Below are 14,435 nucleotides of genomic sequence, written 5' to 3'. Positions count from 1 at the left end.
TATGACATGAGGCCAGAAATCGCTGTGCTGGATATACAGGGTCAGTATCGGGTTTACACGGAGTTCTATCGCGCAGACGCCGCAGAAAAGACCATCATTCTGGTCAACGGCTCGATGGCCACGACTGCGTCGTTTGCACAAACCGTGAAAAACCTGCATCCGCAGTTCAACGTGGTCTGCTACGACCAGCCCTATGCGGGCCGTTCAAAGGCGCACAACCGCCACGAAAAGCCGCTGACCAAGGAAGTCGAAGGGCAGATTCTGCTCGAGTTGATCGACCACTTCGCCGCCGAGCACGTGCTGTCGTTTTCCTGGGGCGGCGCCGCGACACTGGTCGCCCTCGCCCACCAGCCTCGACGCATTGAAAGGGCCGTGATCAGCTCGTTCTCGCCGGTGATCAACGCACACATGCTCGATTACCTCGAACGCGGCGTCGACTACCTCGGCCAACGCGACGGCGACCGCGTCGGCCACTTGGTCAACAACACCATCGGCAAACATCTGCCATCACTGTTCAAGCGCTTCAACTATCGCCACGTCAGCAGCCTGGCCGAGCACGAATACGGGCAGATGCATTTCCACATCAGCGATGTGCTGCACAGCGATCGCCAGTGCTATTTGAACGCAGCGAAGAAGATCAACGTGCCGGTGCTGTTTCTAAACGGCGAATGGGACGAGTACACCGCTGCCGAAGATGCGCGTCTGTTTGGCAACCATGTGGCGCAGAGCACGTTTACCACCCTGCAAGCCACCGGGCACTTTCTCGACATGGAGCACAAGGCTGCCTGCCGTGACAGTCAGAATGCCTTGCTCGGGTTTCTGAAACCGGCGCCGCAGACCAGCCGAACGCGTTACTCGTTTGTTCAGGATCAACATGCATTGGCCATTTGAAAGCGTGTCGTCGCGAGCAAGCCCCTCCCGCTTTGCAGGAGCAAGGCTTGCCCGCGATTGACCGCCGTATGGTTTTTTTGAACGGTTTCACCTGTACTAAAGCCTTGCACTTAAAGAAAAACTTCAAATCCGTGGCCGAGTCTGGTACAAAGTCAGCCGCTCTGAGCGGGTATAGTTTAATGGTAGAACAGTAGCTTCCCAAGCTTCCGACGAGGGTTCGATTCCCTCTACCCGCTCCACTCAAATATCGGTCTAACGTTGCGCTTTTCGACGGGAGATCAGGAACAGAAAAAACCGGCCTAACAGGGCCGGTTTTTTTGTTTCTGAGTTTGTTCCAAGCAGTGTTACTGGAACTATGAGTGCTTCTCTTGCAGACAGACTTCACGCTGTGCTCAATTAAGGGCGCTAACCGTTGACGTTCGGGTTCAGGAATACGAGCGCTCAAGTGGAAATTCATAGGCAACCTAAGGCGATTCCCCTTCCCACTATAGTATGCGGCACGGTTTGACCGGGTCTGCGCCGGCAGATGTAGCGCATTGCCATCTCGCCGACGGATGCACCAGCCGCCCGTGCTCACCAACGCGACAGAGCAGCTCGAACATGACTCAAAACATCTACGACGATCACGAATTTTTCCAGGCTTACAGCCAGTTGGGCCGCTCGGTCGGTGGCCTGGAGGCCGCACCGGAGTGGCCTGCCCTCAAAGCGCTGCTGCCACCCATGACAGGCCTGAAGGTGGTGGACTTGGGGTGCGGTTATGGCTGGTTCTGCCGCTGGGCCAGTGAACAAGGCGCAGCTCGTGTGCTGGGGCTCGACGTCTCGGAAAAAATGCTCGAACGGGCCCGTCAGACTACCAGCGGCGCCACCGTGCAATACGCCCGCGCCGACCTGGAACACCTTGACCTGCCAGCCGCGCAATTCGACCTGGCCTACAGCTCCCTGGCGCTGCACTACATAAAGGATCTGCCAGGGCTGTTTGCACATCTGTACGCGGCGTTGAAACCGGGCGCGCACTTTGTCTTTTCCATCGAACACCCGATCTTCATGGCGCCGCGCAACCCCGGTTGGCTGATCGACAGCGAAGGCCATAAACGCTGGCCGCTCGACAGCTATCAGAGGGAAGGCGAGCGGGTAACCAACTGGTTGGCCGAGGGCGTGATCAAACAGCACCGCACGCTCGGCACACTGCTGAACACGTTGATTGGCGCAGGTTTCACGATTCGTCACGTCAACGAATGGGGGCCGAGCGATCCCGACGTGGCGGCGCAACCGGCGCTGGCCGAGGAACGTGAACGGCCGATGATGTTGCTGGTTTCAGTGCAGCGCTGACGAGCGCGCCGAATCACGACTCCCCTGTAGGAGCAAAGCTTGCTCGCGATTGCGCACTGACAGCCATCATTGATGTCGGCTGACACAACGCAATCGCGAGCAAGCTTTGCCCCCACAAGATTCAGATCCAGATTTGCTCACAGTGGATTCAGGTCCGGAGAACCTGGCGCACTACCGGGTCGCGACAATAAACAACCGCGGAAACGGCAGCAGTACTGATCCATCTTCCAGCGCCGGATAAGCCTGCTCGACGCCCGCCAGATACTCCTGCAGAAAAGCTTCGCGTTCTTTCTCGTTCAGAGGCTCGAGAAAGGGTCGCAAACCACTGCCCTTGAACCACTCGACGATCCCCGAAGGCCCGGCAGCCAGGGGGTGATGATAAGTGGTCAGCCAGACGTCGACCCTTGAACAGTGCGGGCGCAGCACGGCGTAATAATCGCTGGCGCTGGCGACCTCGGTGCGTTGCGCGGCAGCCCCGGCCAGCTTTTTTGTCCACGGCCCCGTCGCAGCTACCTCTCGCATCAAGCGGTGAGATGGCTGGTTGAGCGTGTCGGGCATCTGCACCGCCAGGCTGCCACCCGGCGCCAGTTTGTCCACCAACGCGGGCAACAATGAGGCGTGATCGGGCAACCACTGCAACACTGCATTGGCGAAAATCACATCGAACGGACCGGTCTCGCTCCACTGATCGATGTCGGAAACATCGAACCGCACTTGGGGCAAGCGCTTGCGTGCGGCTTCGATCATGTCGCTGGAACTGTCCAGCCCGCGCAATGTGGCGTGGGGAAAGCGCTCCACCAGCAGCTCCGTGGAGTTGCCCGGACCGCAGCCGATATCGATGGCCGAATGCACATCCCCTGGCGGTAGCGCGGCCAACAGGTCGCGGGCGGGACGCGTGCGCTCATCTTCAAAAGCGACGTATTGTCTGGCAGACCAACTCATTGCGTTCTCCTGTAGGTGCGAAAGGGCCAGGCACAAGCTTCACGGCAAATTCGCACCCACAAAAATAGCACGAACCTATTTGTCCGCAGCCTCCTTGTCCTGCATCTGCACCGAAGACTTGGTGCCATCAGTGTTGTCCCGGGTTTCGTTATCGGAATTATCAAAGCAGCCTTGCAGGGCGAACAGGCAGCAGGAAAGGCAGAGGGTGCGCAGGATGTTCATGGGGGTGCTCCAACTCTAATGGGTTTAACTAGTGACTCTCCAGAGCGGGCAAAGGTTGCGACTGTCACGATCAACGTCGAGCGTGGCTTTTTTTGACTCGAGTAAAATGTAAGCAGAATTTTCCACGTGCCGGTGCTGTCACAAATTCAAGTGCACCCCAATAAGGAATACGGCTATGAAATTCGCGAAGATTTCCCAGAAGCTCGCTCTATGGGCCGGTAGCCCGAAGACGTTCATGGGGGCGTTGATCCTGATCGGGTTGTGGGGGTTGAGCGGGCCGATTTTTCATTTCAATGACACTTGGCAACTGATCATCAATACCTCAACGACCATCATCACTTTCCTGATGGTGTTCCTGATCCAGAACACGCAAAACCGCGACACCGACATCCTGCACCTGAAGATCGACGAGTTGCTGCTGGTGACCAAAGAGGCACAGAACGCGATGCTGGGCCTCGAATTACTCGACCTGAAACAGCTGGAAGCCTTGCGCAAACACTATCGGGCCATGGGCGAAAAAGACGTCCACGCCCTCCAAGGGCTGGCTGCGGCGAGCAAGCGCAAACAAGACCTGAACGAATGCTGAGCAAAAAAACGGCGCCTGTGATGGGCGCCGTTTTGCGTTACTGGAAGTTATCGACTGGCTTGCAGGGCCTTGGCCATCTGTAAGTGATTCTGCAACTTGGGCAGAGTCTCTTCGGCAAACGCCTTGATTTCCGGCACCTGCGTGGACTGCGCCTGTTGCTGCAGTTGCTGGATGGCTTCTTCAGTAGTTTTCACCTGACTGGCCGCATAGGCCTGGTCGAACGAAGCGCCGTCCTGCACCTCGGGCATCAGGGCCTTGGCTTTATCCACCACCACTTCCCGTGGCGCCACCGGCAAGTCCAGCTGCTTGGCTATCTTGGCCAGATGCTGGTTAGCGGTGGTGCGGTCGTTGATGACGACAATGGTGTAGTCCTTGACCTCTTTCGATTCGGTCTTACCATGCGCCAGGCGGCTGGCTTCGATATCGGCCATACCTTTGGCCGAAGCATCATTGATGAACTCGGCAGGCGACTGGGCAAAGGCGCTGCTGGCACACAGGCCCAACAGCGATGCAAAACTGGCGTTGCGTATACGGGTGGCCATCCGGCTCATGGTCGCGCCCTCCTTCTTGCTAAATTCAAGCGGGAGCTCACGCCCCCGCCTCTGGATGATGACTGCGGCAGACAGCAGCCCGCATCACATAGGAAGTTCAAGAGCTTGAAAGGTTTAGTAAAGCTGACGCCAGTGCGACGAACGGTGGCCATTACTGAGCTCAGGCTCAGACATCCAGGCGACGGCGATCTCTACGCTTGGCGCCGTACATCGCTTCGTCAGCATGGCGCAGCAGCTGCGACTCTTCGCTGCCATGCTCCGGGTAACGCGCGATGCCGATGCTGGTCTGGATGCTCATACCATGCCCGCCAAGGTGGAGCGGCTGAGCCAGCACCTGGCGGATCTTGGCCGCGACCCGCTCGGGGTCTTGCCCGGCATCAATACGGTGCAGCAGCACGACGAACTCGTCTCCGCCCATGCGGGCCACTGTGTCCGAACGGGTTACGCAACTCTTGAGTCGATGGGCGACCGCCTGCAACAGCAGATCACCAATGGCGTGACCATGGGTATCGTTGACCTGCTTGAAGCGATCCAGATCGACATACAGCAACGCCATTCGGCCGTCATTGAGATGCGCCGCTGTCAGCGCGGTCTTCAGGCGCTCGCGTAACAGGGTGCGGTTGGGCAACTGGGTCAGGGCGTCATGCCGGGCCATGTGATGCAAACGCGCGTGCAGTTGCTTGCGTTCAATTGCTGTTGCGACCTGGGCGCAGACGAAATGCAGCAGTTCCTGGTCCTGTTCGGTATAACGCAGGCCATCCGGGCCGCTTTTGACCAGTACGGCGCCGATGGTGCCGTTCTGCGAGCTCAACGGCACACCCAGCCAGCACGGCGAATCCTGGCTCGACACCAGCGCTTCAAAGCCTGCCGCCGCAGTGTGTTGCCCGGGTGTCAGCAACAGCGGCTGGCCGCTGCGAATGACCTCAGTGCACAGACGCTCGGTCACCGCTCCCGGCAGATCGGGCGAACACCCTGCTTCATCGACGTGATAAGGAAAGCTCATTTGCGCGCAGTGCTCGTCGTACAGCGCCACGGAAAAATTAAGTGCCGGCAGCCATTCACCGATGATCAAGTGAATGCGCTTGAACAGCGCCAGCAAATCCTCCGCCACATGGGCGGCTTCGGAAATTGCATACAGCGCAGCCTGGCGTGACTCAGCCTGTTTGCGCTCGGTGATATCGCGGGCCACGGCGATGCGCAATTGATCGACTTCCGACCAGCGCGCCGACCAGAGAAGGTGCACGACGCGGCCATCCTTGCGCACGTAGCGATTTTCGAAGTTGAGTTTGGGCTCGCCGCCCATGATTTCCCGCGCGGCGTCGAGGGTGCGCTGCCGATCGGCCGGGTGTACCAGGTCGATCATCCGCTGGCCGATCAGCTCGTCGGCGGTATAGCCAAAGACCTGTTCGCAGGCCGCGCTGATGAATACGAAGGTGCCTTGCTTGTCGACGGCACAAACCGCGTCCAGCAGCAGATCGATGTAACTCGCCAGGGGCGCGGAATTTCTGCTTGCCATGATGCTCCGGCGATTCGCCTCAAGTCCTGTCAGTCACCAGCCCGGGCAATGCATGCGCCAGGGCATTGATGGCGAAACCGATAAACATCACGCCACACAACCGGGTGATCAATAACTCATGGCGTTGGTACAAGGTCCGCACCTGACGGGCACCGACGATGCCAATGAGGATAGCGTAGGCTACCAGGCCGCCGAGAAAACTCAGCACGATCAACCAGGGCAGCATCGACCAGTTGAGCAACTCTGCCCGGCTGGACAACAGCGCGGTGAATGTTGCCACCGCCACCGGATACGCCTTGGGATTGGTCAGCCCGAACATGATGCCGTGCCAGAACGGCTGCCGCGCCGCGCCCTGGGGCGCCTCGCCACTGCCACGCCTGGCCCGCACTGCGCGCCATCCGAGCCAGAACAGATACAGCCCGCTGAGCACGCCCAGCACGTCGAACGCGGTGCTGCCGATCTCCCGGGCACCCACTATGGCGATCAGTGCTGTACTGCACCAGACCACATCCCCGAGCAAATGCCCACACAAAAAACCTGCCCCGGCCCGCCGCCCTCGCGCTGCACCGATGCCAAACACCGCCAAAACACCGGGCCCTGGTGTAATGCCGTAGATAAAACCCGAGGCGAGAACGGCCATGAGCAACGATGGGGTCATCGGTAAATCCTTTGAACGACGGGGTGACTGCACGCCAGTCTATCTCAGGTCTCGGGGCAGCCAGTGTATTCTTCGTCGATACGCTCTCCTGTGGGGGCTCTGCGAGCCCTGCACCCGGCCGAAAAACAACTTAAAACGCGCTGCGGAAAATCTCCTCGATCTGGCGCTGATCCGCTGGGCGCGGGTTGGTCAGGCCGCAGGCGTCTTTGAGGGCGTTGGTAGCCAGGATCGGGATGTCGCTGAGTTTGGCACCCAGGTCGCGCAGGCCGGCGGGGATCTCGACGTCACGCGCCAGGGTGCGGATCGCGGCGATGGCGGCCTGGGCGCCCTCCTCCGGACTGAAGCCGCGGATATCGGCGCCCATGGCGTGGGCCACGTCGGTCAGGCGGTCGGCGCAGACCAGCGCGTTGAAGCTCTGCACGTGAGGCAGCAGTACGGCATTGCAGACGCCATGGGGCAGGTCGTAGAAACCGCCCAATTGGTGCGCCATCGCATGGACATAACCGAGCGAGGCATTGTTGAAGGCCATGCCGGCGAGAAACTGTGCGTAGGCCATGTTCTCCCGCGCAGCGAGGTCACTACCGTCACGCACGGCCAGGCGCAGATTGTTGCTGATCAGGGTCATGGCCTTCAGCGCGCAGGCGTCGGTGATCGGGTTCGCAGCGGTCGAAACGTAGGCCTCGATCGCATGGGTCAGGGCGTCCATGCCGGTGGCGGCAGTCAGGCCTTTGGGCATGGCGACCATCAATGCCGGGTCGTTGACCGACAGCAGTGGCGTGACATTGCGGTCGACGATGGCCATTTTCACGTGGCGCGATTCGTCGGTAATGATGCAGAAGCGGGTCATCTCGCTGGCGGTGCCCGCCGTGGTGTTGATGGCGATCAGCGGCAGTTGCGGTTTGCTCGATTGATCGACGCCTTCGTAATCGCGAATTTCACCGCCGTTGGTCGCACACAAGGCAATGCCCTTGGCGCAGTCGTGGGGCGAACCGCCGCCTAGCGAGACGACGAAATCGCAGCGACTTTCCTTGAGCAAGCCCAGCCCCGACTCGACGTTGGCGATGCTCGGGTTGGGTTTGGCGCCGTCGAAAATCACCGAATCGATGTCCTGCATCGCCAGTTTTTCGGCGAGCATCGTGGCCACGCCGGCCTTGGCCAGCCCTGCGTCGGTAACGATCAGCGCCTTGCGAAAACCGTAGTTACGAATGGCGACCATGGCTTCGTCGAGGCATCCATTGCCCATGATGTTTACCGCTGGAATGAAGAAGGTGCTGCTCATCGGAGTCTCCTGACAGGGGCCGAATCGACTGCTCCGATTCGGCGGCTACCCACAGGATCGACCGATCGGTCACAACCGATGTTGATCTGGCTCAATGCCGGCTCGTGATAAAGTCGCCGCCCATCAGCCCCTATGTTTTGAGACGCCTGCGCAATGACCGATTTCCAGGATGTTGATGCCCAACTTGAAGACTGGAATGCCTTGCGCGCCACCGCCACGCTTGATGGCCTGCTGGTGGGCAATGGCGCCAGTCGCGCCGTGTGGGATGATTTTGGCTATGACTCGCTGTTTGAAAACGCCCGCACGGTTGAAGAAAAACCCTTGAGCCAATCCGAGCTGAGCGTATTCGACGCGTTGCAGACCCGCAGTTTCGAACAGGTCCTCAGCGCGCTGAAAACCACCAGCCGGGTGAACAAGGCCCTGGCGGTGAGCTCCGCCGCCCCGCGCAATCGCTACTACGCAATCAAGGAAGCGCTGATCAACACCGTGCATGCGGTGCATATTCCCTGGCGCCTGATCGTGCCTGCCACACTGGCTGCCATCAGTCAGGAGCTGGGCCGATACCGGACGGTGTTCACCACCAACTATGATCTGCTCAACCACTGGGCGATCCAGCACCAGCCAGATGCGATCAGCGACCTGTTCCAGGGCACCGAGCCACGCTTTGACCTGAGTACCGCGGCCACGGACAAAACCCGCTTGCTGTACCTGCACGGCGGCCTGCACCTGGTACGCAACCAGGACGGCACGGCGCGCAAACTGATGACGACCGAGGGCACGTTGCTGGGCAGTTTTGCCATCAACAACACGATCAAGACCCTCGACGACGTGCCACTGTTCGTGAATGAGGGACAGTCCCAGGACAAGCTCAGGACCATCCGCAGCTCGGACTACCTGTCGTTCTGCTATGACCAGCTACTGGGGCATGGCGAGGGTTTATGCATTTTCGGGCATGCGTTGGGCGAGCAGGATAACCACATCATCCAGGCGCTGCGCCAGGCGCAACCCAAGGTGGTGGCGATTTCGATTTATCCGCGCAGCAAGGCTTTTATCCAGCACCAGAAGCGGCATTACGCGAAGGTGTTCGAGGGGACGGGGTCAGCGTTGCGGTTCTTTGATGCCAAAACGCATGCGTTGGGCAGCCCCAAGCTCACCGTACCGGTGGAGGTTTAGCGCTGGGGCGGCCGACGCCATCGCGAGCAGGGCACACTCCCACAAGGTGAGCGTATCCCCGTGTGGAAGCGAGCCTGCTGACGATGGCGTCAGCGCGGCTGACTCATTCTTCGTTGCTGTGCACCACCACCAGCAACTGCGCCTGAACCTCGCCAACCGAGCGAATACGGTGCGGTTTCTGCGAGTTGAAGTGCAGCGCATCACCGCGATCCAGCAACACGCGCTCGTTCATGAAGTCCACTTCCACCTGCCCTTCGTGAACGAACAGAAACTCTTCGCCCAAGTGCTCCTTAAAGGTCTTGTCGGTGAATTCGCTCGGCGGGTAGATGATGAACGGCAGCAGGTTGCGCTCGCTGACCTGATGGGCGAGCACCGCGTAACCGTGGCTCTGATCATTGGCCGCCAATGACTGACGTTCGTGGCTGCGCACCAGGCTGTAACTGTCGAGGCTGACGTTGTCTTCGGAGAACAACTCCTCGACTTTCACGTTCAGTGCCTTTGCCAGTTTCAACGCGGCGGCGATCGACGGAGTGTTCAGCCCGCGCTCGACCTTCGACAGATAACTCTTGGTCATGCCGGATTTCTCGGCCAATGCCTCAAGGGTTACGCCAAGTTTTTTTCTCAATAATTTCAAACGGATAGACATGCGCAGCGGTTATTCCATTGAGGAAGCGACGATTTGTGCTTGCCAATGACACTTTGTGTCATATAGCCTCTTTAGTGTCATTTGCAATCACCCAAAGGACACACACATGGCCAAGACATTAGCACTACCCAAAGACCAACTGGTCAAGCAAGCGCTGACCCAGATGCAAAAAACTCTGGCGGATAATACGTGGACAGACCGGCAAAAGCTGGCGTTGACCTGCCGGATTCTCTTTGAAAACGGTCACGACTCCGGCCTCGCCGGTCAGATCACCGCCCGAGGCCCGCAGCCCGGCACCTATTACACGCAGCAACTGGGCCTGGGCTTCGACGAAATCACCGCGGGCAATTTACTGCTGGTCAACGAAGACCTGGAAGTGCTCGAAGGCCACGGCATGGCCAACCCGGCCAACCGTTTCCACAGCTGGGTGTACCGTGCTCGACCGGACGTGAACTGCATCATCCACACCACCCGACCCACGTCGCGGCGCTGTCGATGCTGGAAGTGCCGCTGCAGATCTCGCACATGGACCTTTGCCCGCTCTACGACGATTGCGCATTTCTCGAAGGCTGGCCGGGCGTACCGGTGGGCAATGAGGAAGGCGAATTGATTGCCGGGGCATTGGGCGACAAGCGCGCGATCCTGCTTTCACACCACGGTCAGTTGTCGACCGGCTCGACGATCGAAGAAGCTTGTGTCATCGCTCAACTGATCGAACGTGCGGCCAAGCTGCAACTGCTGGCGATGGCGGCGGGCACGATCAAACCGATCATCCCCGAGCTGGGCCGCGAAGCCCATGACTGGATCGCCAAGCCGAAACGCCACGCAGCCGCCTTCAACTATTACGCCCGGCAGAACCTGCGCCAACACGCCGATTGCCTGAACTGAAACCTGTTACGGAGAGACAACCATGTCCACTATTCACGGCATCATCGGCTACACCATCACCCCGTTCAGCGCCAATGGCGAAACCCTCGATCTGCCGGCCCTCGGCCAATCGATCGATCGCCTGATCGACAGCGGCGTTCACGCCATCGCCCCACTGGGCAGCACCGGCGAAGGTGCTTATCTGAGCGATGCGGAGTGGGATCAGGTCGCCGAGTTCAGCATCAAACACGTGGCCAACCGTGTGCCGACCATTGTCAGCGTCTCCGACCTGACCACCGCCAAAGCCGTGCGTCGTGCACGTTTCGCCGAAGCCCATGGCGCCGACGTGGTGATGGTGCTGCCGGCCTCGTACTGGAAACTCAGCGAAGCGGAAATACTCGCCCATTACCGTGCAATCGGCGACAGCATCGGCGTGCCAATCATGCTGTACAACAACCCGGCCACGAGCGGCACCGACATGTCGGTCGAACTGATTCTGCGCATCGTCAACGCCGTGGAAAACGTAACCATGGTCAAGGAGAGCACCGGCGACATCCAGCGCATGCACAAGCTGCAACTGCTCGGCGAGGGTCAAGTGCCGTTCTACAACGGCTGCAATCCGCTGGCGCTGGAAGCGTTCGCCGCCGGGGCGAAAGGTTGGTGTACGGCGGCACCGAACCTGATCCCGCAACTGAATCTGGATCTTTATGACGCGGCCATGGCCGGCGACCTGGATCGGGCGCGGGATCTGTTCTACCGCCAGTTGCCGTTGCTGGACTTCATTCTCAAGGGTGGTTTGCCGGCGACGATCAAGGCCGGGCTGCGTGCAACCGGGCTGGAAGCGGGCGAACCCCGCTTGCCAGTGTTTGCGCTGGCTGAAGCGGGTGTCGGTCAGTTGACGGCGTTATTGAAAGAATTGAGCTGATCCGGACAGTCCACACCTACCCCGTGGGAGTGAGCCGGCTCGCGATGGGGCCTGACAGTCAACATCGATGTTGGATGTTATGGCCTCATCGCGAGCAGGCTCACTCCCACCGAGAGATGAGTATCGGGTTTGAGGGAGGGTGATCAGAGCACCGGCAGAGTCTTGTCCTTGATCACCGTGCTCGGGCCGTTGGCCTTGACGCTGGCGATGCCTTTTTCCAGTGCCGAAGCGTTGGCGTAGGATTCGCTGCTGCCGATGACCTCGTGATTGCCAGCCTTTAGATTGAAGTAAGGATGGCCGTCTTTGGTGGTCTTCCTTTCGTAGCGTTCTTCCAGCGGGCTGTTGCTCTGCACTGCCGCAATGCCTTTGTCGGCAGCGACACGGGTGGTGTACAGCTCGCTGGTCAGAATCGTTTCGGCATTCGCCGCTTTCAGCACAAACCTGAACTGGCCGTTGCTGCTTTTACTCAATTCGTACCATCCGGACATGCTCGTTTCTCCTTGGCGATTGAATGGTCTCGCGCCAAAGAGTAAAGACCAGCCAAGGGTATCTGTCGCCTGTCCGCGATGGCGGCGACGCGGTTAACGCTACTTCACCGCCGCACGCACCACCGACAACTCCGGCGCAATCACCCGCCGCTGACTCAGATAGCGCATACAACTCACGCGCAAGAACGACGCAAAATTCACCACCTCCCCGCGATAATCCATCACCTCTTCATACAGCTTGGCGATCAATTGATTGGTGGTCATGCCATCGACTGCGGCGATCTCGCTGAGAATGTCCCAGAACTGATTTTCCAGGCGCAATGTCGTCACCACCCCGCAGATGCGCAGCGAGCGGGAGCGCGACTCGTAGAGAATCGGGTCGGCCTTGACGTACAGCTCGCACATGGGCGAATCCTCGTTACAGAGTGATTTTAGTGCCGAGCAAACCCAGGAAACCGGCGAGCCAGCTCGGATGCGCCGGCCATGCCGGGGCAGTGGCCAGATTGCCTTGAACGTGGCCAGCAGTCACTGCAATGTCGATGTACGTACCGCCCGCCAGTCGCACTTCCGGGGCGCAGGCCGGATAAGCGCTGCACTCGCGACCTTCGAGAACGCCAGCCGCTGCCAGCAGTTGTGCGCCATGGCAGACCGCGGCGATGGGTTTGCCGGACTTATCGAAGGCACGCACCAAATCGAGAACTTTTTCGTTGAGGCGCAGGTATTCCGGGGCACGACCGCCGGGGATCAGCAGCGCGTCGTAATCGGCCTCGCGGGCGTTGGCGAAATCGAAGTTGAGGGCGAACAGGTGACCGGGCTTTTCGCTGTAGGTCTGGTCGCCTTCGAAATCATGGATCGCAGTGCGCACGGTGTTGCCCGAGGCTTTGTCCGGGCACACGGCGTGCACCGTGTGACCGACCATGAGTAATGCCTGGAACGGCACCATCACTTCGTAGTCTTCGACGAAATCGCCGACCAGCATCAGGATCTTTTTCGCAGCCATGAGGGGCACTCCTTGGGGGTACAGGGGAGTATTGAAGGTAGTCTTTATCTGTGGGGGTGGGTAATAACCTGCTACTACGGCCTGGCGTTGGGATGGGTTGGGTTGGTTCGGGGCGTAATGGGGGTTGCGGCTGCGGCTGCGTCTGCGGCTGCGGTTGTATGCGGACGGCGTAGGAGCTGGCGTAGCCTGCGATCTTTTGGCGGTGTTGGGGGGACTCAAGATCAAGATCGAGATCAAGAGATCGCAGCCTTCGGCAGCTCCTACGTTCGGGGATTACCCGAACTGTACACCCAACTCTGTGCCTATCTGTAACCGTCCAGGCGCGGTGGATTGTGGCTAGATGAAGCCACGCTCCATCATCCCTGATCCTGGTTCCCATCATGTCCTCGCGCGAAAACACCGGCATGGCCCTCGGCCTGCTCGGGGTTGTGATTTTCAGCCTCACTCTGCCCTTCACCCGCATCGTGGTGCAGGAACTGCATCCGCTGCTCAACGGTTTGGGCCGCGCATTGTTCGCGGCAATTCCGGCGGCGTTGCTGTTGTTATGGCGCCGCGAGAAGTGGCCGACCTGGCAGCAGATCAAAGGCCTGAGCCTGGTGATTGCCGGCGTGATTCTCGGGTTCCCGGTGCTGTCGGCCTGGGCGATGCAAACCTTGCCGGCGTCCCACGGTGCGTTGGTCAATGGCTTGCAACCCTTGTGCGTGGCGCTGTATGCCGCGTGGCTGTCCCATGAGCGTCCGTCGAAAGCTTTCTGGGCCTGTGCCGCATTGGGTAGCGCGCTGGTCCTGGGTTATGCGCTGTACAGCGGGGCTGGCAGCATTCAGGCCGGGGATTTGCTGATGCTCGGCGCGATTGCCGTGGGCGGCCTGGGTTACGCCGAGGGTGGCCGCCTGGCCAAGGAAATGGGTGGTTGGCAGGTGATCTGCTGGGCGCTGGTGCTGTCGACGCCGCTGCTGATCGGGCCGGTGCTTTATCTGGCGTTACAACATCAGGGGACGGTTTCGGCGAAAGCCTGGTGGGCGTTCGGCTACGTCGCACTGTTTTCGCAGTTCCTGGGATTCTTCGCCTGGTACGCCGGGCTGGCGATGGGCGGGATCGCGCGGGTGAGTCAGATCCAGTTGCTGCAAATCTTCTTCACCATCGCGTTTTCGGCGCTGTTCTTTGGTGAACATGTCGAGCCGATTACCTGGGTGTTTGCTTGCGGGGTGATTGCGACCGTCATGCTCGGCCGTAAAACCGCCGTCAAACCTGCCCGCATCGCGACCTCATGAGGCCTCGCCGCCCGGAGCAGGCGCAACGCCTGCTCACGATATCGAGATCGCCATCGCGAGCAAGCTTTGCTCCTACAGGCATGGTCACCCG

General features: G+C 59.7%; 16 protein-coding genes, 1 tRNA gene and 1 pseudogene. 8 read left to right on the top strand and 10 right to left on the bottom strand.

The window, feature by feature from the left end:
• Positions 1–6: 6 nt before the first annotated feature.
• The 3 genes from JFT80_RS23245 (at position 7) to JFT80_RS23235 (ending at position 2,220) form a co-directional block, all read left to right on the top strand.
• Positions 7–891 (top strand): alpha/beta fold hydrolase, encoded by an 885-nt coding sequence (locus JFT80_RS23245; protein WP_201149734.1) that lies wholly within the window; start codon positions 7–9, stop codon positions 889–891.
• Between the two features lie 165 nt (positions 892–1,056).
• Positions 1,057–1,130: transfer RNA gene (locus tag JFT80_RS23240), tRNA-Gly, on the top strand.
• A 361-nt stretch (positions 1,131–1,491) separates the two neighbouring features.
• Positions 1,492–2,220, top strand: coding sequence for a class I SAM-dependent methyltransferase (locus tag JFT80_RS23235; RefSeq protein WP_201149732.1), 729 nt, complete (start codon positions 1,492–1,494; stop codon positions 2,218–2,220).
• Between the two features lie 171 nt (positions 2,221–2,391).
• On the opposite strand, the gene tam is transcribed toward JFT80_RS23235, so the two are convergent.
• On the bottom strand, positions 2,392–3,162 hold the full coding sequence (gene tam / locus JFT80_RS23230) for a trans-aconitate 2-methyltransferase (RefSeq protein WP_201149730.1): 771 nt from the start codon (positions 3,160–3,162) through the stop codon (positions 2,392–2,394).
• Positions 3,163–3,237: 75 nt separating this feature from the next.
• The gene (locus JFT80_RS23225) at positions 3,238–3,384 is read right to left on the bottom strand and encodes a hypothetical protein (protein WP_163019358.1); all 147 of its coding nucleotides are present in this window, start codon (positions 3,382–3,384) and stop codon (positions 3,238–3,240) included.
• A gap of 175 nt (positions 3,385–3,559) precedes the next feature.
• Between JFT80_RS23225 and JFT80_RS23220 the strand changes: the two genes are divergently transcribed.
• On the top strand, positions 3,560–3,970 hold the full coding sequence (locus JFT80_RS23220; RefSeq protein ID WP_201149728.1) for a low affinity iron permease family protein: 411 nt from the start codon (positions 3,560–3,562) through the stop codon (positions 3,968–3,970).
• 47 nt (positions 3,971–4,017) lie between these two features.
• On the opposite strand, the gene JFT80_RS23215 is transcribed toward JFT80_RS23220, so the two are convergent.
• The 4 genes from JFT80_RS23215 to yiaY all read right to left on the bottom strand — a co-directional run bounded on the left by JFT80_RS23215 (position 4,018) and on the right by yiaY (position 7,974).
• Positions 4,018–4,521, bottom strand: coding sequence for a DUF4142 domain-containing protein (locus JFT80_RS23215; protein WP_201149726.1), 504 nt, complete (start codon positions 4,519–4,521; stop codon positions 4,018–4,020).
• 166 nt (positions 4,522–4,687) lie between these two features.
• Positions 4,688–6,037 carry a GGDEF domain-containing protein gene (locus tag JFT80_RS23210; RefSeq protein WP_201149723.1) on the bottom strand — a complete coding sequence of 450 codons (1,350 nt, stop codon included), beginning with the start codon at positions 6,035–6,037 and terminating at the stop codon, positions 4,688–4,690.
• Positions 6,038–6,056: 19 nt separating this feature from the next.
• Positions 6,057–6,695, bottom strand: coding sequence for a LysE family translocator (locus tag JFT80_RS23205; RefSeq protein ID WP_201149715.1), 639 nt, complete (start codon positions 6,693–6,695; stop codon positions 6,057–6,059).
• Between the two features lie 130 nt (positions 6,696–6,825).
• Positions 6,826–7,974: an L-threonine dehydrogenase gene (gene yiaY / locus JFT80_RS23200; RefSeq protein WP_201149713.1), complete on the bottom strand. Its 1,149-nt coding sequence runs from the start codon at positions 7,972–7,974 to the stop codon at positions 6,826–6,828.
• 153 nt (positions 7,975–8,127) lie between these two features.
• On the opposite strand from yiaY, the gene JFT80_RS23195 reads away from it, so the two are divergent.
• Complete coding sequence (locus JFT80_RS23195) at positions 8,128–9,147, top strand: DUF4917 family protein (RefSeq protein WP_201149711.1); 1,020 nt, start codon at positions 8,128–8,130, stop codon at positions 9,145–9,147.
• Positions 9,148–9,250: 103 nt separating this feature from the next.
• On the opposite strand, the gene JFT80_RS23190 is transcribed toward JFT80_RS23195, so the two are convergent.
• Positions 9,251–9,793, bottom strand: a complete 543-nt coding sequence (locus JFT80_RS23190; protein WP_201149709.1) for a helix-turn-helix domain-containing protein — start codon at positions 9,791–9,793, stop codon at positions 9,251–9,253.
• A gap of 106 nt (positions 9,794–9,899) precedes the next feature.
• Between JFT80_RS23190 and JFT80_RS23185 the strand changes: the two are divergent.
• Positions 9,900–10,681, top strand: a pseudogene (locus JFT80_RS23185) (aldolase).
• Positions 10,682–10,703: 22 nt separating this feature from the next.
• Positions 10,704–11,585, top strand: a complete 882-nt coding sequence (locus JFT80_RS23180) for a dihydrodipicolinate synthase family protein (protein ID WP_201149707.1) — start codon at positions 10,704–10,706, stop codon at positions 11,583–11,585.
• 143 nt (positions 11,586–11,728) lie between these two features.
• Here the strand turns inward: JFT80_RS23180 and JFT80_RS23175 are convergent, their stop codons facing one another.
• The 3 genes from JFT80_RS23175 to JFT80_RS23165 all read right to left on the bottom strand — a co-directional run bounded on the left by JFT80_RS23175 (position 11,729) and on the right by JFT80_RS23165 (position 13,073).
• Positions 11,729–12,073: a YegP family protein gene (locus JFT80_RS23175; RefSeq protein ID WP_201149705.1), complete on the bottom strand. Its 345-nt coding sequence runs from the start codon at positions 12,071–12,073 to the stop codon at positions 11,729–11,731.
• A gap of 99 nt (positions 12,074–12,172) precedes the next feature.
• Positions 12,173–12,478: a ribbon-helix-helix domain-containing protein gene (locus JFT80_RS23170; RefSeq protein WP_201149703.1), complete on the bottom strand. Its 306-nt coding sequence runs from the start codon at positions 12,476–12,478 to the stop codon at positions 12,173–12,175.
• A 13-nt stretch (positions 12,479–12,491) separates the two neighbouring features.
• Complete coding sequence (locus tag JFT80_RS23165; RefSeq protein WP_201149701.1) at positions 12,492–13,073, bottom strand: DJ-1/PfpI family protein; 582 nt, start codon at positions 13,071–13,073, stop codon at positions 12,492–12,494.
• Positions 13,074–13,453: 380 nt separating this feature from the next.
• On the opposite strand from JFT80_RS23165, the gene JFT80_RS23160 reads away from it, so the two are divergent.
• Positions 13,454–14,344 carry a DMT family transporter gene (locus JFT80_RS23160; RefSeq protein ID WP_201149699.1) on the top strand — a complete coding sequence of 297 codons (891 nt, stop codon included), beginning with the start codon at positions 13,454–13,456 and terminating at the stop codon, positions 14,342–14,344.
• Positions 14,345–14,435 lie beyond the last annotated feature (91 nt).

Source organism: Pseudomonas sp. TH10, assembly GCF_016651255.1.
GTDB lineage: Bacteria > Pseudomonadota > Gammaproteobacteria > Pseudomonadales > Pseudomonadaceae > Aquipseudomonas.
Note: the sequence above shows the minus strand (reverse complement) of the source record. Positions and strands in the feature narration are given on the sequence as shown.